23 protein-coding genes are annotated in these 20,403 nt (G+C 61.9%); 15 read left to right on the forward strand and 8 right to left on the reverse strand.

Going from position 1 to position 20,403, the window contains the following annotated elements:
- Positions 1 to 2 precede the first annotated feature (2 nt).
- The 4 genes from NKJ46_RS00185 to NKJ46_RS00200 are packed head-to-tail and all read right to left on the reverse strand — an operon-like array spanning position 3 to position 4,562.
- Positions 3 to 1,067: a glycosyltransferase family 4 protein gene (locus NKJ46_RS00185; RefSeq protein ID WP_352660360.1), complete on the reverse strand. Its 1,065-nt coding sequence runs from the start codon at positions 1,065 to 1,067 to the stop codon at positions 3 to 5.
- A gap of 23 nt (positions 1,068 to 1,090) precedes the next feature.
- On the reverse strand, positions 1,091 to 2,383 hold the full coding sequence (locus NKJ46_RS00190) for a TIGR04295 family B12-binding domain-containing radical SAM protein (protein WP_352660362.1): 1,293 nt from the start codon (positions 2,381 to 2,383) through the stop codon (positions 1,091 to 1,093).
- Complete coding sequence (locus NKJ46_RS00195) at positions 2,380 to 3,459, reverse strand: NAD-dependent epimerase/dehydratase family protein (protein ID WP_352660365.1); 1,080 nt, start codon at positions 3,457 to 3,459, stop codon at positions 2,380 to 2,382. The genes NKJ46_RS00190 and NKJ46_RS00195 overlap by 4 nt, the downstream gene beginning before the upstream one ends.
- Complete coding sequence (locus tag NKJ46_RS00200) at positions 3,456 to 4,562, reverse strand: NAD-dependent epimerase/dehydratase family protein (protein ID WP_352660368.1); 1,107 nt, start codon at positions 4,560 to 4,562, stop codon at positions 3,456 to 3,458. The genes NKJ46_RS00195 and NKJ46_RS00200 overlap by 4 nt, the downstream gene beginning before the upstream one ends.
- 256 nt (positions 4,563 to 4,818) lie before the next feature.
- Here NKJ46_RS00200 and NKJ46_RS00205 point away from each other — a divergent pair, with 256 nt between their 5' ends.
- On the forward strand, positions 4,819 to 5,088 hold the full coding sequence (locus NKJ46_RS00205; RefSeq protein WP_352467978.1) for a hypothetical protein: 270 nt from the start codon (positions 4,819 to 4,821) through the stop codon (positions 5,086 to 5,088).
- Positions 5,089 to 5,112: 24 nt separating this feature from the next.
- Here NKJ46_RS00205 and NKJ46_RS00210 read toward each other — a convergent pair whose 3' ends face one another.
- Complete coding sequence (locus tag NKJ46_RS00210; protein WP_352660371.1) at positions 5,113 to 5,709, reverse strand: response regulator; 597 nt, start codon at positions 5,707 to 5,709, stop codon at positions 5,113 to 5,115.
- 1 nt (position 5,710) lies between these two features.
- The gene (locus tag NKJ46_RS00215; RefSeq protein ID WP_352660374.1) at positions 5,711 to 5,908 is read right to left on the reverse strand and encodes a hypothetical protein; all 198 of its coding nucleotides are present in this window, start codon (positions 5,906 to 5,908) and stop codon (positions 5,711 to 5,713) included.
- 166 nt (positions 5,909 to 6,074) lie between these two features.
- On the opposite strand from NKJ46_RS00215, the gene NKJ46_RS00220 reads away from it, so the two are divergent.
- Together NKJ46_RS00220 and NKJ46_RS00225 are read left to right on the forward strand one after the other, a co-directional pair.
- Positions 6,075 to 9,179, forward strand: coding sequence for a CheR family methyltransferase (locus NKJ46_RS00220; RefSeq protein WP_352660377.1), 3,105 nt, complete (start codon positions 6,075 to 6,077; stop codon positions 9,177 to 9,179).
- Positions 9,176 to 9,535 carry a response regulator gene (locus NKJ46_RS00225; protein ID WP_352660381.1) on the forward strand — a complete coding sequence of 120 codons (360 nt, stop codon included), beginning with the start codon at positions 9,176 to 9,178 and terminating at the stop codon, positions 9,533 to 9,535. Before NKJ46_RS00220 ends, NKJ46_RS00225 begins: the two co-directional genes overlap by 4 nt.
- A gap of 68 nt (positions 9,536 to 9,603) precedes the next feature.
- On the opposite strand, the gene NKJ46_RS00230 is transcribed toward NKJ46_RS00225, so the two are convergent.
- Complete coding sequence (locus NKJ46_RS00230) at positions 9,604 to 11,904, reverse strand: FdhF/YdeP family oxidoreductase (protein ID WP_352660384.1); 2,301 nt, start codon at positions 11,902 to 11,904, stop codon at positions 9,604 to 9,606.
- Positions 11,905 to 12,049: 145 nt separating this feature from the next.
- Here NKJ46_RS00230 and NKJ46_RS00235 point away from each other — a divergent pair, with 145 nt between their 5' ends.
- From NKJ46_RS00235 to NKJ46_RS00255, 5 genes are all read left to right on the forward strand, one after another.
- Positions 12,050 to 12,268, forward strand: coding sequence for a hypothetical protein (locus NKJ46_RS00235; protein ID WP_352660387.1), 219 nt, complete (start codon positions 12,050 to 12,052; stop codon positions 12,266 to 12,268).
- 27 nt (positions 12,269 to 12,295) lie between these two features.
- Positions 12,296 to 12,733 (forward strand): GFA family protein, encoded by a 438-nt coding sequence (locus NKJ46_RS00240; RefSeq protein ID WP_502903342.1) that lies wholly within the window; start codon positions 12,296 to 12,298, stop codon positions 12,731 to 12,733.
- A 148-nt stretch (positions 12,734 to 12,881) separates the two neighbouring features.
- A complete protein-coding gene (locus NKJ46_RS00245) occupies positions 12,882 to 13,040 on the forward strand; it encodes a hypothetical protein (protein ID WP_352660393.1) in 159 nt (52 codons plus the stop codon).
- A gap of 136 nt (positions 13,041 to 13,176) precedes the next feature.
- Positions 13,177 to 13,356 carry a hypothetical protein gene (locus tag NKJ46_RS00250; protein WP_352660396.1) on the forward strand — a complete coding sequence of 60 codons (180 nt, stop codon included), beginning with the start codon at positions 13,177 to 13,179 and terminating at the stop codon, positions 13,354 to 13,356.
- A gap of 3 nt (positions 13,357 to 13,359) precedes the next feature.
- Positions 13,360 to 13,578: a hypothetical protein gene (locus tag NKJ46_RS00255; RefSeq protein ID WP_352660399.1), complete on the forward strand. Its 219-nt coding sequence runs from the start codon at positions 13,360 to 13,362 to the stop codon at positions 13,576 to 13,578.
- 43 nt (positions 13,579 to 13,621) lie between these two features.
- Here the strand turns inward: NKJ46_RS00255 and NKJ46_RS00260 are convergent, their stop codons facing one another.
- A complete protein-coding gene (locus NKJ46_RS00260) occupies positions 13,622 to 13,897 on the reverse strand; it encodes a hypothetical protein (RefSeq protein ID WP_352660402.1) in 276 nt (91 codons plus the stop codon).
- Positions 13,898 to 14,340: 443 nt separating this feature from the next.
- Here NKJ46_RS00260 and NKJ46_RS00265 point away from each other — a divergent pair, with 443 nt between their 5' ends.
- The 7 genes from NKJ46_RS00265 to NKJ46_RS00295 all read left to right on the forward strand — a co-directional run bounded on the left by NKJ46_RS00265 (position 14,341) and on the right by NKJ46_RS00295 (position 20,393).
- Positions 14,341 to 15,057, forward strand: a complete 717-nt coding sequence (locus NKJ46_RS00265) for a GntR family transcriptional regulator (protein ID WP_352660405.1) — start codon at positions 14,341 to 14,343, stop codon at positions 15,055 to 15,057.
- Positions 15,057 to 16,151 (forward strand): LLM class flavin-dependent oxidoreductase, encoded by a 1,095-nt coding sequence (locus NKJ46_RS00270; RefSeq protein ID WP_352661291.1) that lies wholly within the window; start codon positions 15,057 to 15,059, stop codon positions 16,149 to 16,151. Before NKJ46_RS00265 ends, NKJ46_RS00270 begins: the two co-directional genes overlap by 1 nt.
- Positions 16,151 to 16,696 (forward strand): flavin reductase family protein, encoded by a 546-nt coding sequence (locus NKJ46_RS00275; protein WP_352660408.1) that lies wholly within the window; start codon positions 16,151 to 16,153, stop codon positions 16,694 to 16,696. The genes NKJ46_RS00270 and NKJ46_RS00275 overlap by 1 nt, the downstream gene beginning before the upstream one ends.
- An 89-nt stretch (positions 16,697 to 16,785) precedes the next feature.
- Positions 16,786 to 17,763 (forward strand): TRAP transporter substrate-binding protein DctP, encoded by a 978-nt coding sequence (dctP, locus tag NKJ46_RS00280; RefSeq protein ID WP_352660411.1) that lies wholly within the window; start codon positions 16,786 to 16,788, stop codon positions 17,761 to 17,763.
- A gap of 69 nt (positions 17,764 to 17,832) precedes the next feature.
- The gene (locus NKJ46_RS00285) at positions 17,833 to 18,345 is read left to right on the forward strand and encodes a TRAP transporter small permease (protein ID WP_352660414.1); all 513 of its coding nucleotides are present in this window, start codon (positions 17,833 to 17,835) and stop codon (positions 18,343 to 18,345) included.
- 3 nt (positions 18,346 to 18,348) lie between these two features.
- Positions 18,349 to 19,659: a TRAP transporter large permease gene (locus NKJ46_RS00290; RefSeq protein WP_352660417.1), complete on the forward strand. Its 1,311-nt coding sequence runs from the start codon at positions 18,349 to 18,351 to the stop codon at positions 19,657 to 19,659.
- A gap of 20 nt (positions 19,660 to 19,679) precedes the next feature.
- Complete coding sequence (locus NKJ46_RS00295; protein ID WP_352660420.1) at positions 19,680 to 20,393, forward strand: hypothetical protein; 714 nt, start codon at positions 19,680 to 19,682, stop codon at positions 20,391 to 20,393.
- The last annotated feature ends 10 nt before the right edge of the window (positions 20,394 to 20,403 follow it).

The raw sequence follows: 20,403 nt of genomic DNA on the forward strand, positions 1-20,403 counted from the left end.
GATCAACTATCCGCCATGGTGGCCAGGGCCGCCTTGTCGTAGACGCCGCGCATGGCGGTCGCCTGTCTTGCCAATGAAAATCTGCGGCTTCGGCGAGCCGCTGCCTCACCGAGCTCTCGCCGGCGCTGCGCGTCGCTGCAAAGGCTGTTGATGCATCTGGCGAGATCGCCCGGATCGCGTGCGTCGTAGAACATGGCCGCGCCGTCCCACAATTCGCGATAGGTCGAGATATCGGCGAGCACCAAAGGCGTCTTCGACATCGCGGCTTCCAGCGTGGCCAGGCCGAACGGTTCGTAGAGCGACGGCGATACGAAAATGCCGGCCCGCGCCATCAGCAAGCGCACTTCCTCATGCGGCACCGGCCCGACGGGAACGGCGTGGCTGAAGCCAACATGCTGGCCGTCCGGCCCTTGCAGCGAGCCGGCGACGAAGACCGGCCATTGCGTGAGGGAAGCGGCCTGGTCCAGCACCGCCGCATTCTTTCCTTCGTCCCACCAACGCGCGGCGGCGAAAACGACCGATTCACGTCTTTCGCTCTTCGCTCCGGGCCGTGCGCCGTTGCCGACGACGCTCAGGCGCGCGATCGGCCCGTAGCAGGTTTCGAGCATGTCCGCATGGCTGCGGCTCGGTGCAACGACCATGCCTGCTTTGTCGAAACCGCGCCGGTTGCGGTCCTTCTGCCAGGCCCATTCGCCGTCCGCCGCCTGTCCCTTGACGGCGTGGAACCATGTCACCACGCAGGAATGCGACACCGCCACGATCGGGCAGGGCACGTCGAGCCCCGCGGCCTGGGTCGGCGCGTTGAGATGGACGATTTCGATGGCGTAGTCACGGATGAGCGGCTGCAGCTCCTGCTGCAATGTGTCGAGGTCGTGCTCGTTGCGGGTCATCCAGTCGGGCGGCGTGTTGAGCCAGGTCAGCGCCGCGAATGACTGGGCGTCCTCGGCCTGCTGCCTGGACGGTTCCGGACCAAGCCCGGCAAGCACGACGCTGTCGCCGCCGGCGACCAGTTGCCTCGCCAGATCGAGTGCATAGCGCCAGACGCCGCCAACGGCATCGATAGTCATCAGGATACGCCGCGGTCGCGGGCTCAGTGTCCGCAACATGTGGCCTCCAATTCAGCCAGCGGACGCGGCCGCTTCTCCTGGATGTCGCTGAACGTTCGGAAGGATGCGAGATAATGTTCATGCGCGCGCTCCCAGGCGAGATCGTCGGGCTCGCCCCAAAGTTCGCGATAGCTCGGCGAACTCGGATAGGGATAAAGCGGCACCGGCTCGTTGGCCCAAACGCCGTTGTCGATCAGGTGCTTTCGCCAATAGTCGACCAGCGCCGGGTCGTCCTCGACCACGCCGATCAGATTGGCCTGCACGAACGGCACGTGGCGCCTTGCGTCGACCAGCAACGCGGCCAGTTCCTCGGTGCCCAGCCGGCAGCGTTTTGCCAGCATGGCGCGGCCTTCCACCGTCAGGCTTTCGAGGCCCGCTTCGATCGAGACGCAACCGGCAGCGCCGAGCAGTTTCAGCAGTTCCGGCTTCCAGAGGTCGATACGGGTCTGCACGCCGAACTTCACATCGCGATCGACCAGCGCCTCCAGCAGCGCCTTTTGCGGCAGGAAGATCTCATCGATGAAGTAGATGTAGCCGACACCCTGTGCGATCAGTCGGTCGATCTCGGCGATCACTGCTTCGTGGTTCCGTCGGCGATAGGCATCGCGGAAATCGATCTTGGCGCAGAAGCTGCAATTATACGGGCAACCGCGCGACGCCTCGACCTCCGCCCCGAAACCGACCTGGTCGTCATCGAAGCGGTGATGATGGTGCTGATGGGCGGCAATCCAGTCCGATGGCCATTCGAGCGCTGGGTGATCGATGAACGAGCTCGCATGTACGCCGCCGTTCGAGACCAGTTCTCCTTCCTCGAAATGGGCGGTGGACGGCACAGCACTCCAGTCGTCGCGCCGAGCAAGTTCCGCGACCACTTCCTCGCACTCGCCGCGCACGACGATGTCGACGCCGAGCTTGCGCAAAGTCGGCGTCGGCGTCGCCGAACCATGCGGCCCGACGGCGACGGTGCGGCCGCCGCGCCCGGCAAGATGGTTGAGGAAATCGGCCGGCACGCGCAACTCGGGAGGTGCGCAGCGCCAGAACAGGTAGGTCGGCGCGGTGCTGACGACGGTCATGTCAGGCTCGAAGGCGGCGACGCGATCGGCTAGCGCGGCGTTGTCGAGCTTCTGGATCTGCCCGTCCAGCATCAGCACCAGGTGGCCGCCGGCTTCGAGCAGCGCTTTCGAATAGCCGAGTTCGAGCGGCAGATGCGGCTGGCGGCAGCCAAAGTAGATGCTGTCCTGGTACGTCCAGGACGGATTGACCAGAGCGACCTTCATGCCACGTACCTCGCCGGTTCGGGATGCGGGTCGAGGCGATGACGCTGCAGCCAGTCGGCTAGGTCGCGGATGCCGTTTTGCCACGAGACGTGCGCTTTCCATCCCAGCGCCGCCTCGATCGCGCGCGTGTCAGCGACGAAGAACGGTTGATCGCCGGTGCGTTCGCGGTCGTAACGGATCGGAACGTCCCGTTTCGTTAGGTCGCGAATCTCCTTCAGCAGCATGCGCAGGCTGACGGCGTTGTCCGGTCCGCCGCCGAGATTGAATGCCTGGCCCTTGACTGCCTCGATCCGGTCGAGAACGGCGCGGTAAGCCGCGACCGCGTCGGCAACGTGGAGGATGTCGCGCACCTGCTTGCCGTCGCCATAGATGGTGATCGGCCGGTCGGAGAAGGCGCTAAGCAGGAAATGGGCGACCCAGCCCTGATCCTCCGTCCCGAACTGGCGCGGGCCATAGATGCAGCTCATGCGCAGCACCGCCGTCGGCAAATCGTATGACTTGGCGTAGTCGAGGACATACTGGTCCGCCGCGCCCTTGGAGCAGCCATAGGGCGTGCAGAAATCGAGGCCGCGCGTCTCGTCGATGCCGTGCGCATGGATGGCCGCGTCGCGAGGCGCGTATTTGCCGTCCTCTTCGCGCATGGCGAGGTCGGTGAGGCGGCCATAGACCTTGTTGGTGCTGGCGAAAACGACGGGGATGCGCTTGCCGCTGCGGCGAGCGGCTTCCAGGACGTTGAACGTTCCGCGCAGGTTGATGTCGAAATCCTCGTCCGGCCGAACCAGGCTCGTGGTGACGGCGGTCTGCGCGGCAAAGTGGAAAACCGCCTTCGAACCGGCCACCAGCGGCATCAGCGCCTCGGCGTCGCGGACGTCGGCTATGTCGATGGTAAGGCGGCTGCCGTGCTTTTGCGTCAGCCATTCCAAGTTCTGCTCGACGCCGGGACGGCTCAGATTGTCGATGACCAGCACCGGTTCGCCATCCGACAACAGGCTGTCGGCGAGGTTGGAGCCGATGAAGCCGCTGCCACCGATAATGGCGACGGGCGCTTCGCGAAAATTGCGTGAATCCGGTCTCATGACACCAGTCCTCGCGCTTCGAGTTCCCGCTTCATCTCGGCGCTGCGATCGATGGCGACGGTGTTGCGCACCCATGCGACGAAATCGCCGAGCGAATGCTCCAGCCGGTATTGCGGCTGGAAGCCGAGCAGTTCGCGCGCCTTCGAGATGTCGGCAAAGCAATTGCGGATATCGCCGGAGCGTGCCTTGCCGAGGATTTCCGGCTGGCGGCCAGGTACGCCCATTGCTTCGGCGAGCAGCCGGGCGACGTCGCTGACCGCGTAGGCTTGCCCGCTGCCGATGTTGATGACATGGCTGCGCGCCTGGGGCTGTTCCAGCGCCAGCCGGAAGGCGCGGGCAACGTCGCGCACATGCACGAAATCGCGCTGCTGCTCGCCATCCTCGAAAATCAGCGGCCGCTGGCCATTGGCGATGCGCGAGGCGAAGTTCGCCAACACGCCGGTATACGGGTTCGAGAGCGCCTGTCCGGCGCCGAAGACATTGAACAGGCGCAGCGCCACCGCGTCGACGCCATAGGCTTCGCCGAAGATCAGTACGGCGCGTTCCTGGGCGTATTTTGTCAGTGCGTAGATCGAGGCGAGGTCGACCGGTTTCTGCTCGTCGGTGGGCAGCGGCGACAGGACTTCACCTTCCGGCGACAGGGGATTCCATTGGCCGCTGCGGATGTCGTCCGGCTGCCGTCTTGCATTGTCGATGCGCCGGCCGTCTGGCGTGGCGTAGAGACCCTCGCCATAGACGCTCATCGAGGAAGCAACGACGATCCGTTCGATCGGCCGTTTGATCAGTGCCTCCAGCAACGTGGCGGTGCCGAGGTCGTTGGCGCCGACATAGCGGGCGATCTCGTACATGGACTGGCCGACGCCCACTTCAGCCGCCAGGTGAATGATCGCGTCGACATCCTCGACCGCCTCTGTGATGGCGTCGCGATCGCGAACGTCGCCTTTGATCAGCTTGGCGCCCGCCGGCAGGCTGATTGCCTCGCCGCCATGCACCTGGTCCAGCAGCACATCGAGAATTGAAACTCCATAACCATGTTCAACGAGTTCCTGGGCGACGTGGCGGCCGATAAAACCGCAGCCTCCCGTGACCAGTATACGTTTCACGACAACTCCTCATATGAATGGCTTTGCCGCCCCAAACTTCCGGGCGAAAGGTTTGTTCCCTTGCTTCAACAAAGTTCCCGGAGCGCCGCGCTCGCGAAAAGCATCGTTGCCTTGGGCACGGGAACATCGAAGCGCGCTTGGTGTTAGGAGCCATAGTCACCAACCGCGCGCACATGCCGGCCGGCGATGCATCTGCTGGTTGCAGGAATGCGGACCGGGATCTCGCGGTGTGCGGTGGAATCGAAGGGAGATTGGAATGTCTGAATCGAAGACGACCACCGATCATGATGAAATCCGCCGTTGGGCCGAGGATCGCGACGGCCGGCCGGCGGTGGTGCGCACCAAGGGCGAGGGCGGCATACTGCGCATCGACTTCGGCGAGCCTGAAGAGACGTTCGAGCCCGTCGAATGGGATGAGTTCTTCAGGATATTCGATGAGAACGAACTGGCCTTCCTCTACCAGGATGAGACCAGCGGCGGAAAAACCAGCCGCTTCAACAAATTCGTCGAACGCAGCCGGAAGTAAGGTCGCGGCCAACAGCGGCTGCGGTCAGTGCAGCAGGTTTGGCCCGCGTGCCCTGACGATGCTTCGCATGATGCCGTTGAGCCAGTCCTCGGTGGAGGAGCCGGATCGTCTCTTGTCGATTTCGCCGATGGCCTGTTCGAGCGTTCGCTCGACCAGCCGGTCGGAGGCCTCCACATCTCCCAGCAGCAGACGCGCCGCGAGCCTGAGCTTGGGAAGCAGCGAAAATACGTCGTCCGAGGGCTCCGACGCTCGACCTCCTTTCGACGACGACGTCTCGGCTGGGAAGAGAGCATCGAAAACAGCCTGGCCGTCCGAGGATTTTCGGAGGCTGCTGGCATACCGAAGGCGCTCGGGAATAACGATGTCTTCATCGCCGCTGAAAAACACGAACGGCACGCCACGGCGCATCAGTTCGTCGGCGATCGGGAATACCCGTCGTCCGTTGAGATTGACGTCCAGGATCGCGGCCTCCGCCTCGTCCGTATGTTTCGATGCCTGTTCGACTGTCGCCACCGGGCCAAGCACGACGGCGCCCATCTTGCTGAAATAACGTGCAAGATCGCCCGCCAGCATCCATTCGTCTTCGACGATCAGGATATGCAAGCCTTGCAGGTCGCGCACCTCATTGTTCCTTCTTCCTGCGGGATTTACGGCTGTCGGCGCGGACTTCTGCAAAGTGGCGAGCCAGTACCTCTTGCAACCGTTCCGCGAGCGCGAGCAGGCGAGGCGGAATATTTTCAGATACCGGGAACTTGGTCAGATCCGGCGAAGGCAGCAGGATTCGCTTTGCCGGCTTTATTTCAGGTGATCGTTTTGCCATTGGAACCGCCTCCAAAGTCAAATGTTAATGCCCACCGGCGGTACTTTGTTCCGTTGGTGGACTATTTACTGGCCTCAGGCCCGGCCCGGTCTTAATCTGAGGCGCGATTTGGGTCTAAGGCCCGATTTGACGGCTTTGTGTTTGCGGCTGTTACCAGGGGCTTGGCGTGGCATCCCAGAATGGAAGATTTCCAATTGTCGGCGTCGGTGCATCGGCCGGCGGCATTCCCGCGATGGAGGGCCTGTTCAAAGGGCTGACCGACGGCACCGGCATGGCGTTTGTCGTCGTCACGCATCTCAGCCCGGAACGGGAGAGCCTGCTGCACGAGGTCATCCGGCGTTACACCGAAATGCCGGTCGTCGTGGCCGAGGAGGGCGTGACGGTCCAACCCGACCAGGTCTATGTGATGCCGCAAAACGTCGTCCTCACCATCCGTAAGGGTGCGCTTTCGCTGCGCCGGCCGAATACGCTCAACCGCGAGCGCAAGCCAATCGACATCTTCTTCAGCGCATTGGCCGAGGACCAGGGCGAGTATGCCGTCGGCATTATCTTGTCGGGTGGCGATTCGGACGGCACGCTCGGCGCCAGGGCAATCAAGGAGCATGGCGGGCTGACGATTGCCCAGGCGTCCAACGGGTACGGCCCCCGCAACCCGGACATGCCGCAGAGTGCGATTTCGAGCGGCCTGATCGACATAGCGGCGCCCGCCGAGCAGATCGGTGCAAAGCTTCAGGCGTTTGTCCGCGGCTTCGATGTGCTGAGTGGACTGGCCGAAGCGGATGACGAGCACAAGGCCGACCTGGATCGGGCCCGCGATGAAATCTACGCCATTTTGCGCAGCCATTCCGGTCACGACTTCTCCGGCTACAAGACCAAGACGTTCCTGCGTCGCGTAAAGCGGCGCATGCAGATCACGCAGCTGCAGTCGATCACCACCTACATAGAACGGCTGAAGAGGGACACCGACGAGGTGGCGAAGCTGTTTCGCGACCTGCTCATCAACGTCACCAGCTTTTTTCGCGACGCCGAAGCGTTCAAATTGCTGGAGGAAAAGATCATACCGCAGATTTTTGAAGGCAGGAACGCCTCCGATTCGGTGCGTGTCTGGGTGCCCGGCTGCGCCACCGGCGAGGAGGTGTTCTCGATCGGCATGCTGATGCGCGAGCGCATGGAAAAGCTTTCCGCGCCGCCGCGCGTCCAGATATTCGCGACCGACATCGATGAGCCGGCTCTCGCCGTGGCGCGTGCGGCGCGTTATCCCGAAGCGCTGCTGCACGGGCTATCGGCAAAGCGCAGGCAACGCTTTTTCCACAGCGACGGCGAGAGCTATGTGCTCGGCAAAGAGGTGCGCGAACTGTGCATTTTTTCCCCGCACAGCGTTATCCGCGATCCTCCTTTCTCGCGCATGGACATGATTTCGTGCCGCAACCTGTTGATCTATTTCGGCCCGCAGATCCAGAACCGGGTCATCCCGATCTTCCATTATGCGCTGCGGCCGGGCGGTTATCTGTTCCTCGGCACGTCGGAGAGCGTCGGTCAGCACGGCGACCTGTTCGCCACGGTCGACAAGAAGCAGCGGATATTCCAGGCGCGGGAACATGCCACGCCGCGGCCGCTGGTCCTGATCGGCAATGGCCGCACGGGTGCCCTTCCGGTCGGAAGCGGCGGCTCGAAGAAGGACGCCGCCAGCCATTCACTGCGCCAGGCGATCGAGGCTCAGGTGCTGGAGCGGTTCGCCCCGCCGCACGTTCTGGTCAATGGCGATGGCGACATCGTCTACTATTCGACGCGGACGGGCAAATATCTGGAAGCGCCGCAAGGCGCGCCGAGCCGGCAGTTGCTGACCCTGGCCCGCCGCGGGCTGAGACTTGAGCTGCGCGCCGCGTTGCGGGAAGCTGCCACGACGCGCCGCACGGTCGTGCGGGAGAACATAGCGGTCGAGGAAGACGACGGACAGCTTCAGTTCATTACGCTGACGGTCGAGCCGTACACGGAACGCGGCAATGGTGAGCCCCTCTATCTCGTCCTGTTCAATTCGGTGGCACAGCCCCGGATGCGGTCCGAGCCGGCACGCGAAAACCGCGGCACCGACGACGCGGCAGATCTCGAACGGGAGTTGCGCGACACGCGCGAACGGCTGCAGTCCACCATCGAGGAATACGAAACGGCGCTGGAGGAAGTAAAGTCTTCGAACGAGGAACTCGTCTCCGTCAATGAAGAGGCGCAGTCGACCAATGAGGAGCTTGAGGCCTCGAAGGAGGAGATGCAGTCGCTCAATGAAGAGCTCAACACCATCAACGCGGAGCTGACCGGCAAGATAGAGGAGCTAGATCGCGCCAACAGCGACCTCAGAAACCTGTTCGAAAGCACGGAAATCGCGACCATCTTCCTCGACCGCAACCTTGTGGTGCGCACCTTCACTCCCGCGGCATCATCCTTCTTCAACTTGCGTCTTTCCGATGTCGGCCGGCCACTGACCGATCTTTCGAGTCAGCTCGACTACCCCGAGCTGAAACGGCACATCGATGCGGTGTTCGAGACCGGAGAGACCCTGAACCATCATCTTGCGCGCGACGACAACGGCCGGTCTTACCTGGTTCGCATCAATCCCTACCGGGACAAGAGCGGCAGCATCCAGGGCGTGGTCGTGACGCTGATCGACGTGACGACGCTGGCGCAGGCGGAAGAGCGTCAGCAGGTGCTCATCTCCGAGCTGAACCACCGGGTCAAGAACATGCTGGCGGTTGTCGCCAGCATCACCAACCGGACGCGTGAATACTCGGCGTCGAAAGACGAGTTCGCCGAAGCCTTGATAGGTCGCCTGCAGGCAATGTCACGAGCCTACAGTCTGCTCTCGCGTGAGAGCTGGACGGAAGCCTCTGTCGAGGAATTGCTGCACCAGGAGCTCGATCCTTTCGGGCCTGAACGGTTTAAGCTTGATGGCGAGAGAGTAAGCCTCAAGCCAGCACAAGGGCTTTCTTTCGGCATGGCAATCCATGAACTGGCGACCAATGCCGCCAAATATGGTGCACTGTCGAAGCCAGCCGGGCGGATAGTTGTTAAATGGTCGGTGGTCGACGGAACCTTCAAGCTGGTCTGGCGCGAGAAGGGCGGCCCCCGCATCAAGGAGCCAACCGACAGCGGCTTCGGCCTTACCCTTCTACGAGGCGAAATCGGCTACAGACTGGGCGGAAAAGTTGAAACAAGTTTCCGCTCAAATGGTTTGGAGGCGGAAATCGCATTCCCTCTGACCCGCGAGGGCTCGTCGTGACCGGACAGATGCGTGTGCTGATCGTCGAGGACGAATGGCTGATCGCCGACGACGCGGCGGCCTACCTGCGCAAAGCCGGCCATCAGGTGGTTGGACCGGTTTCGTCGGTAACGGCAGCCCTCCGGCTCGTCGGCGAAGGCGGCATAGACGCGGCGCTGTTGGATATTCAGTTGAACGACGAGACCAGCTATCCGATCGCGGAAGCGTTACGGACGCGCGGTGTTCCGTTCGCCTTTCTCTCCGGGTATAGCGAACGCGAAATTCCGGCCGGATTCCGCACATGCAGGATCGTGCAGAAGCCGGCGAGCCAGAGTGCGATCCTGAATGCCCTGGATGAACTCGCGCGAGCCTGCTGAGGTCACGATTTTGAAAGTCGTGCCAGATCACATCGGCGTGGTGCGTGCCTGCCGCGAACAACGAACGCCTATGGCAATATCCGCACCGGTATCGATTTGACCGCCGGAACATGAGCCTTCTCGGCTCTGTGCCACAAAGGAACCAGCGGGTTGAGCTCGGGATAATAACCGGCGCAATTTCCCTCCGGCACCGAGAAAGGCGTGATGCGCAGCCCGTGCACGCGGCGCTCCACACCATCTTGCGCATTGGCTTCGAGATCGACCTCCTGTCCCGCGCTCAAACCGAGGCGCTGGATGTCCTTTTCATTCATCAACAGCACCATGCGTGTGCCGCTGATGCCGCGCAGCCGGTCGTTGTAGCCGTAGACGGTCGTGTTGAACTGGTCGTTGGAGCGCACCGTGATCAGTGTCAGCACATCGCGGCCGGAGACATCGATGTCAGGGTCGGTTTCAAGGCCACTCGGCAGCTTGAAATTGGCCTTCTTGTTAGGCGTCTCCCACACACGCTTGCTCGCCTTGATGTCGCGGTGGAAGCCGCCGGGCGTCAGGAAACGCTTGTTGAAGTCGCGGAAATGTTGGGGGTAGCAGTGCTCGATTTCGTCACGGATGCGGGAATAGTCCCCAACCCACTCATCCCATGGGATCGAACTCCTGCCCGGCACTGTCGCCTTGGCAAGCTCGGCAACGATCCTGGGCTCAGAAAGCAGATGTGGCGAAGCCGGAGGTCGCGACCCGAACGAGCCGTGGATACAGGCAGTGGAATCCTCTACCGACACCCTTTGGTCGCCGCTCGCCTGATGATCTCTTTCCAGCCGTGAAAGGCACGGCAGCAAATAGGTTGTCCGGCCGGCGATCAGATGGCTGCGGTTCAGCTTGGTCGCGATCTCGACATGCAGGTCGAGCCCACGCCAGGCTTTCTCGACCAGGCCGGTTTCCGGAACCGCCCGCACGAAATTGCCGCCGAGCCCGACGAAGCCCTTGACCGATCCGTCGATGACGCCCTCGCAGGTCTCGACCGTATCGAGACCTTTCTCGCGCGGCGGTTCAAAGGCGTAGAACTCGGCGAACTTGTCGAGCGGGACGAGCTCGGGCTTTTCCGATATGCCGACGGTGCGCTGCCCCTGGACGTTGGAATGGCCGCGCAGCGGCGAAATGCCGGCGCCGGGTTTTCCAATATTGCCGCGCATCATCAAAAGGTTGCACAGCATCTGGACGTTCTCGGTGCCGTGCCGATGCTGGGTCAGGCCCATGCCGTAATTGCCGATCACGGCGTTGGCATGGCTGTAGACCTCGGCGACGTGCTCCAGATCGGCCTGCGCAACGCCGGATCGCGCGACGATATCGCTCCACTGGGTGGTGCGCAGGAAGGCTTCGAACTCGGCGAAGCCATGCGTGTGTTCGGCGATGAAAGCCGTGTCGAGGACACGCGTCCTGCCGCTTTCGCGGGCGGCGTCGTCGAGGGCCAGCAACGCCTTGGCGATACCCGTCATGGCGGCGATGTCGCCGCCCGAACGAACCTGGAAGAAGTCGCTGGACATTTTTGTGCCCGGTCCGGGCGACAGCATGTCGACGGGGTTTTGCGGATTCTTGAAGCGCTTCAGTCCCCGCTCGGGCAAGGGATTGAAAGTGAAGACGGGCACGTTGCGTTGACGTGCCTCCTGCAGCGGATGCAGCAGGCGCGGCGCCGTCACCCCGGTGTTGTGCCCGAAGAAGAACATCATGTCGCATTTCGCAAAGTCTTCGAGCTGTACGGTCCCGACCGGCGAGCCGATCGATTCCGGCAAGCCGACCGACGTCGATTCATGACACATGTTGGACGAATCGGGCAGGTTCGAAGACCCATAGATGCGCGCAAAAAGCTGGTACATGAACGAGGCCTCGAGCGAGGCGCGGCCGGACGTGTAAAACACCACCGATTTGGGATCGAGCCGCCGCAATTCGGCAGCTATGTCGCGGAATGCAGTGTCCCAGGAAACCGGCTCGTAACGGTCGGTGGCGGCATTGTAGCGCATGGGTGCGGTAAGCCTGCCCTGCTTCTCCAGATCGTGGTCCGGCCAGTCGAGCAATTCGGTCACCGAGTGCTCGGCGAAGAATGCGGGTTCGCAGCGCAGCTTGGTCTGGTCCCACATCGTGGCCTTGGCGCCGTTTTCACAGAATTCGAAAGGCCTCGGCTGGGCCGGCTTTGCCCATGAGCAAGACACGCACATATAGCCGTCGGCCTTGTTCTGCTTGAGCAGCGTGCTCCATATCCCGGACAATAGCAGGCCTTCGCCTCGCGCCTTGCGGACCAGGGATTTGAGCGATCCCCAGCCGCCTGTCGGGTGGTTGTATTTCTTAGTTTCGATGCGATCGGTTACGGCGGGTCTCATGCAAGCCACTCCCTGTAGAAGAGCACTCATACGAACCCGCCGTGAGGCTGAATGTTCCCGGCCGGCTCCGTCCCGTCACGCCGTCCGTCTAACCGGAACCATTTCCGCCATCGCTTGTTCGGCTCGAAGAAAGGAGCCGTACGAAATGGAGCGACGTAACGCGTTAATTGCAATGGTGATTTCGGCCATCATCATCGTCGGCTTTCTCATAGGCTTTTTGTACGGCGATATGGGCTGGCAAACCTCGCCGCTCAAAAGAGCCCCTGAGCAGAACCAGGGTGGCAATGCTCCAGCCGACACCTCGCCTGCCGCCGGCATCAAGAAGAACCCCAGGGAAAATACCGAAATGCCGGGCCAGCAATGAAGGCCGGTCCAGCAATGACGTTAGCCAATGCCACGAACTGAAACGGGTTCCTGTTTTTGCGGCGCCATAACGGCGCAAATGCGCGGCGAGCCGTTCTGGGTTTGCTCCGATCATGATGACGACTGTCGCAAGGCGATAGGAAGCCCGCTAACGGTGTGGGTCGGTTATCGGCCTTCTGAATTCACATTGCTCACCGGCACACTGAAGACTTTTTCGAAAACCCCCGGCGTGCTCCGGTCCTTTTGCGCGGACTGCGGAACATCGATCGGCTATATCGACCAGGGCCTGCCCAACGAACTCTATCTGGCGATCGGCTTCCTCGACCACCCCGAACGCTTTCCGCCACAGGCCCATGCATACTGGGACATGAGGCTTCCCTGGGTCGACTTTCCAGATGAGCTGCCGAGGGTGGCGACGTATTCGAGGCGGCGCGATCCTGCCTTCGGAAATCCCGCGGACCGTTAGCCTACTGCCCGCCTGCAGGTGGAAAACGTACCGTTCGCGGTTTCGTACGAAAACGACAATTGGCGCGTAGCTGAAAACGCGCAATTATTGGCCAATGGGCCGCCGTTTGGATGACAAGCTCGATTGCAAGGCGTGCGGGACGATCCTGATGGAGATTCCCGACAACGCGAAGGATTCGACGCCGATCTATTGCAGCAATTGCGGCGCCTATCTCGGCGAATGGGGCGATCTGCAGGAGGATTTCTTCCGGCAGGCTTTCGGCGCCCAGGCCTTCGACCTGAACAACGGAAACATCATCAAGAAATAGTCCTGGATTGTGCCGGCCGCCCGCCGGCCAAGCCACGGCCCGTGGACCCGGCTCGTTGCGGCAATCGCCGTTCGTATCGGACCCTCGGGAACCTTTCTCCCGAGCCGCTTGTTTGGGTGGCGGAAGGAGAAACGCCATGAGCACAAAACCTCCCCCTGTGCCGCCGAAGAATCAGAGCCCAAAGGGCGCCGGTGACAAAAAATCGGTAGCGGCCGACCAGGCACCGCAATCTGCCGTTCCGGATCCCGACAAGCAGGGCCAGCAAGGCAATACGAAGGTCAACACTACCCATCAAGGTAACGTCCAAGATCGCTAGGTCATGTCCACGTCGAAGAAAACGCCTGCCAGCATCCGCCAGGGCGGTCCTGGCGCCGCGCACGAAAACGCCAAGAAGCCGCTGAGCGTCGACAAGCCGCCGGCCGCGCCCGACCGTCGCAGCCACAGCAAGGTCTCCGGCGGCGGCGGCGAACGCGACAGCCATCATACCCACGACCCCGAAAAGAAAGGCGACACTCGGCCCGCGCATCAGGACAAGTGAAGTCGGGCAGCGAGGCGGAGATCGGTAGAGCTCGAGCGAAATGTCAGCGGGGACGTCGCGCCAAGGCAATCGGCACGACATTGTCGACATTTACCACCGGGACCACCGGCAAGTCGAACAGCATCGCAAGCCCCCGCGTCGCGGCCATTTCCACGATCAGTTCCTCGATGGATTGATCGGTCAGGCGGGTCTCGATGCTCAGCCGGATCATCGCTGCAAGTTTATGGACTGGCACCGGCACCGACTTCGCCCGATCGTCGAGCAGCTTGCTGATCTCTATCACGACGTCAGCGTCGATATTCCTGGGCAAGTCTCGCATAAGCGCCTCCCCGCCAAACGAAACGAAAAGCCCGCCGCACCTTTCGATACGGCGGGCGATCCAGTAATGCGCACCGGCGAGGGGATCGGGTGGGCGTGCCGGCGCGCGCAGATCGCAAGTAATTTTAGTTAAATCCGCCAGCTTCGATGTGTCACGGGAAAACGTCTGTACGTTTTTTACCGAACCGCGCCGATCGTCAGCTGTCCCGCCGTCGCGCGGCGTGGCAGCACGGATGGCGCGATCCTCTGCCCACCGGACAGCGAGCCAAAACAGTATACACTATAAACTTAAAACATCTTGCCAGCCGATCCAGCCTGTGCTCCACTTCGCATTGGAACATGGCCTGCAGATCGAATTCCATCGATATGTGGCTGCATTTCACGGATCGCTGCGAGAACACCAGCCTCAAACGATATACGAAATCTTCGCATGGGAAGGCGTGGATGACGGAAACGATAGAGCTCAAACGGGTTGGCGATGGCAATCTGCGTGCCCAGGTCTATCAACAAATCCGGCTGACGATACAGCATGGCGATTTGGCGCCTGGCCAGAAGCTCGTCGATGTCGACATTGCCGCCCAGCTCGGTATTTCCAGAATGCCTGTCCGCGACGCCTTGATGCAGTTGGTGCATGAGGGCTACCTCGTCGGCACCACACGCGGTTTCACGCTGCCCACACTTACCGCAACGGATGTTGCCGACATCTTCGAGGTCCGCCGCTTGCTCGAGCCGCGGGCCGCCGCTCACGCCGCACGGACACTCGGCGCCGCTGACCTCAAGACACTGGCAGCCGCGCTTCGGGAAGCGGAGGCTGCGGCCGCCGCCGGCGATGCCGACCGCTTTTTCCAGGCCAATTCGGCATTCAGGAATTGTTGGCTCGGCGCGGTCGAGAACGAGCGCCTTTCGCAAACGATTGCCCGCTTCGCCGACCACGTGCTCGTCGTCCGTTTAAGGACGCTGTCTCACCAGCCGACACAAGCCGTCGTCGTGGCCGGCATGCGCGCCATCTACGAGGCATTCGTCAAGCGCGACGCCGTCGCCGCCTACGACCGCATGACGCACTTCATTCAGAACGCCGAGGAGCGTTTCATGAAGCTGAGCCCACCGGCTCAACATTCCAGCGGTGAAGGTGAGAGCATGTCGCAGCGGGGGAAATCATGATCAGGAAGCAGCACCCGCTGAAAGGGCCGAACAGGTTCAAGCTTGGCGTCTTTTCGATGAACGCCGATGGCGGCCTGGCAATGACCACCGTTCCCGAGCGCTGGCGTGCCCGCTGGGAAGACAACCTCAATTCTGCCTGCATCGCCGACCGCGCCGGCCTCGAGTTTCTGCTACCGATCGCCCGTTGGCGCGGCTTCGGCGGTTTGACGCATGTGCGGGAATGGTCGTTCGAGACTTTCACCTGGGCGGCGGGTCTTGCTGTCGCCACGGAAAACATCGGCCTGTTCATGACGGTGCATGTGCCGCTGGTTCATCCGCTGCAGGCTGCAAAAGCGCTGGCGACGGTCGACCACATCTCCAACGGGCGTGCCGGCTTGAACATCGTCTGCGGCTGGAACCCGGATGAGTTCGCCATGTTCGGGCAGACGGTCGGCGAGCGGACCTATGATCAGGCCGAGGAATGGATCAACATCATCGTGCGTGCCTATCAATCGAGGGAGCCGTTCGACTTCAGCGGCGAGTTCTATGATCTGAAGGGTGTCGTCAGCCGGCCGCCGAGCCTGCAGGCGCCGCGACCGGTGACCATGAACGCCGCCTTCGGCGCGCCGGGGCGCAACTATGCGGCGCGCCACTGCGACTATCTGTTTTCGACTTTTTCCGAAATCGCCGACGGCCGTGCGCATGTGGTCGACATCACCAACCGAGCTGCCGAAGTCGGACGCGAAGTCGGCGTCTATACGGTCTGTCACGTCGTCTGCCGGGAGACCCAGCAGGAAGCCGAGGATTATTACCGGCACTACGCGCTGGAATGCGCGGACGAGGGCGCCGTCGACGAGCATATGCGCAAGAAGAAGGAATTCGCGAACTCGCATGATGCGAAGGCGTTTACCGAATATCGGCAAAGGTTCGCCGGCGGTGCTGGAACCTTCCCGCTCATCGGCACGCCGGAAAAGATCGTCGACGATCTCACCAAGATCATGGAACAGGGTTATTCCGGCGCCGCCCTCACATTCGTCAACTACACCTACGAACTGCCCTTCTTCTGCGACCGCGTGCTGCCGCTGATGCGCCAGGCCGGGCTTCGGGTAAATTGATGCCGGCGGCCGCCATTCCGACGCTATGGGTGGATGGGCACGACGCCATCAATCCGCGCGCCTTCAAGCAGGCGATGCGGGCCGTGGCGGGCTCCGTCGCCATCCTCGCCTCGGAGCATGACGAGATCGGCTTTTGCGGTATCACGGCGACAGCACTCTGCTCGTTCAGTGCCGAGCCGCCGTCCCTGCTGGCCTGTGTCAACCGCAGCAGCACCTTTGCCTCGGCCATTCGCGAAGGCTTGCCCTTTTCGGTCAATCTGCCAGCCGGCGACCAGGAGAACGTTGTGCGTGCCTTTGGCGGCTTGACCAAAGCCAGGGGCGCCGCGCGGTTCTCGTCCGGATCATGGGTGCGCGGCGAAACCGGCGCGCCCTTGCTTGTCGGCGCGCGGGCAATGTTCGAATGCCGGGTCGCCGAAATCATCGTGCGGGCGTCGCACATGATCGTCATCGGCATCGTCTCAGGCGTTGCGCTGGACCGCGCTCACCGATCGCCGGTCTTCTACGCACATGGGCGGTTCCTGACAGTAGGAGACGATGTCAACTAACCGCCGTTCGTGTGGCGGCGCAGCGTGCAATTTCAGATCGGCCCGATGATGGGCCCCGGCGAAGTGAATCTATCAGAGGGAGTACGGCAATGCGCATTTGGAAATCCCTTGTTCTGGCTGCACTGATGTCGGGTGTAGCGGGTATCGCCACGGCCGAAGAGGTCGTCCTCAACGCCGTGCATTTCACGCCGACGCAGAATGGCTACGCCCAGAGCTTCCTGAAGTTCGTTCAGAAGGTGAACGAAAAGGGTAAGGGCGTGGTCCAGATCAATGTGCGCGGCGGGCCGGAGGTCATTCCGCCGATCCAGCAGGGCGCGGCGCTCAGGAGCGGCCTGATCGATGTGATCGATACACCGGCAGGGCAGTTCCTCGAGCTCGTGCCCGAAGGCGAGGTTTTCTCAGCATCGACGAAGACGCCGTGGGAGATTCGCGAGAATGGCGGCTGGGACTTCATCAGCGGGATTTTCGAGAAGAAGGCCAATGCCCATCTGCTGGCGCATGTCGACGCGGGCTCGGGCTTCAACGTCTTCACCATCGACGAACCCAAGCTCAACAGCGAAGGCAGCATCGACTGGAGCAGCCTGAAGATACGTTCGTCGCCGCTCTATCGCGATTTCCTCGAATCCCTGGGCGCGACGGTCATCGTGCAAGCACCGGGAGACGTCTATACCTCGCTCGAGCGCGGCGTCGTCAATGCCAACGCCTATACCGTATTTGGCTATGCGTCCTTCGGCTGGGACAAATTCACAAAATACCGTGTCGACCCGCAATTCTTCAAAACCGATGTGCTGATCTCGATCAACAAGGCCAAATGGGACACGCTGTCGCCCGAGGCGCAGAAGCTGCTTGCCGACACGGCTGTCGAGTACGAGCGCGCGAGCTATGACGCCAACCTTGCCGAGTCCGAAAAGCAGGCACAGGCGATGATCGCCGGCGGGCAGAAGGTGATCAGCTTGACCGGCGCCGGCCGCGACAAATTCCTGGCGGCTGCCACACAGGCGAGCTGGGCGAGAATGGCCAAACGCGATCCCACCAACATCGATCAGTTGAAGAAATTCTTCCAGTAGCCCGAGCTGAGGGCGCTTTGCGCGCCCTCCATCAAAGGGGGGCAAAGGTGGACATGAGGGTCGTCGGGCATGGACAGATTGTTTGCAGCGATTGGGAAGCTGAGCCTTGCGTTGGCGGCGGCGGCAAAAGTGGTGCTTGGCCTCATCATCGTCGCGGTGGTCGCCGATGTATGCGTCCGCAATCTGGGCCTGAGGCCGCTTGCCTGGGCAGTATCGGCGACGGAATACGGCCTGCTTTACGCGGCATTCCTGCCGATGCCATGGCTGGTCCACAGCAAGGGCCATGTCTTCGTCGAGTTCCTGCGCAAGGCGCTGCCGGTGCGGGCACGGGCGGTGCTTGAAAAGCTGGTCTATCTCGCCTGCATCGGCGTCAGCCTCTACCTCGGCAGCGTCGCTCTGTCTTCCCTGACAAGTGCCGTTGCGGGCGGCGAATATGAAACGCGCAGTTTCGACATGCCGAAATGGCTGGTCTTTCTGCCCATCATGCTCGCCTTCTACCTCTCGGCGCTGGAATGGCTCAGATATCTGCTCGGCCGTGACACGCTGTACACCCTCGATCCGCTGGAAATGGAAGGGCTCTGACCGGTGGCCTGGCTGTTTCCATTCGCCGTGCTTGTTGGCACCATCCTGGTGTTGATGGGGCTTGGGCTGCCGGTCGCCTTCGCATTCTTCGTCACCAATGTGATCGGGCTATACTTGTTCTTCGGCGGTTCGATCGGCGTGACGCAGATGGTCGCCAACTTCTCCGACGCCGTCTCGACCTATGCGCTTGCTCCGCTGCCGATGTTTCTCGTCATGGGCAGCCTGTTCTTCCGCTCCGGCCTGGGCGAGAAAGTCATCTACGCGCTCGACCTGTGCGTCGGCAATCTGCGCGGACGCCTTGCCTATGTCGTCCTCGCCGCCGGCACGATCTTTTCCGCGCTGTCGGGCTCGAGCCTCGCCAATACCGGCATGATGGGCTCGCTGATGGTGCCGGAGATGCTGAAGCGGGGTTACAAGCCGCACATGGCCTACGGGCCGGTGCTTGGCGCCGGAAGCCTTGCCGTCATCATCCCGCCATCCTCGCTGGCCGTATTGCTCGGCTCGCTGGCCCAGATCGACGTCGGCGCGCTGCTCATAGCGGGGGCTTTGCCCGGGCTGCTGCTCGTTGTCATGTACGCGGCGCTGATCTTCGCGCAGACGAAGATCGATCCGGACGCCGCTCCGCACTATCCGGTACCCGCCGTTCCCGCGGCCGAGAAGGTGAGGGCGGTCGCCGTCAACATCATTCCGATGAGCGTCATCGTGTTCATGGTGGTCGGCACGATCATCCTTGGGATAGCGACGCCGACGGAATCGGCGGGACTCGGCTGTGCCGCCGTCTTCGCATTGTTGTTCGTCTACCGACGGTTCAGCTGGTCGGTTGTCTGGAAGTCGCTGGACGACGCGATGAAGGTCACCGGCATGACCTTCCTGATCATCTCGGCCTCGACGACGTTCTCGCAGATATTCGCCTTCTCCGGCGCCTCCAACGGCTTTATCCAGTTCATCGTCGGCTACGATCTTGGACCGTATCCCATGCTGCTCATGATGGTGCTCGTCATCCTGCTGCTCGGCATGTTCATGGATCAGGTCTCGATGATGCTGATCACGCTGCCGATCTTTCTGCCGATCGCCCAGCAATTCGGCTACGAGCCCGTATGGTTCGGGCTGATCCTGCTGCTCGCCTACGAGGTCGGCTTCACCACGCCGCCGTTTGGTCTGCTGCTGTTCATCATGATCGGCGTTGCGCCGAAAGGCACATCGCTCAAGACGGTTGCCATGTCAGCGGCGCCTTACATCGCGCTGACGCTTTTGCTGATCCTGCTGATTGTCCTCTTTCCGCAGATCGCTCTCTTTCTTCCGAATTTGATCTAGTCGAACCAGCAGGTGTCCACATGCGCTTTGCCTATCTTGCTTTCTTCCATGAGGACCGCGAGGCAAATTTGGCCATCGCCGGTGAAGACGTTGACGCTGTGCGGCGTGTGATCGCGTCAACGCCGGGCCTTGTGCTTGCAAACATCTATCTGCCCGAGGTGGCGACGGACATGTTCAACAACGATGGTCCACCGCCGGTCTTTGGCTTCCAGCTCTATTTCGACGAACTGGCGCACATGGAGGCGGCGCTAGCGCCGTCCGGCCATCTGCAGGCGCTTGCCGCACCCAGTATGCTGTCGAGCATCGCCGCTTCGAGGCCGACGCAACAGGCAATGTGCGTGCGTCCGTTTCCCGTCGACGACGCTGGCGTCAAGACGTCCGGGCTGCCCTGCAGCTATCTTGTCCACTATCCCGGGCCGGCCGAAGACATGAATGTCTGGCTCCACCACTATGTGACGCATCATCCGCAATTGATGCGGGGCTTCCCCGGCATTCGCCACATCGAGGTTCTGTCGCGACTGGATTGGTGCGGATCGCTGCCCTGGCCGCGGATCGACCATATGCAGCGCAATCGTGTCATGTTCGACAGTCCCGCGGCATTGACGCACGCGCTGCAATCGCCGGCGAGGCTGGAGATGCGCGCCGACTACAAGACATTCCCGCCGTTTTCAGGCGGCAGCCGGCATTTCCCGATGTCGACGGAAGCCGTGCATCCTTCGTCAAGGGCCACATAGCGCAAACAGG

Origin of the sequence: Mesorhizobium sp. M0166 (assembly GCF_040322255.1) — a bacterium.
Taxonomy (GTDB): Bacteria; Pseudomonadota; Alphaproteobacteria; order Rhizobiales; family Rhizobiaceae; genus Mesorhizobium.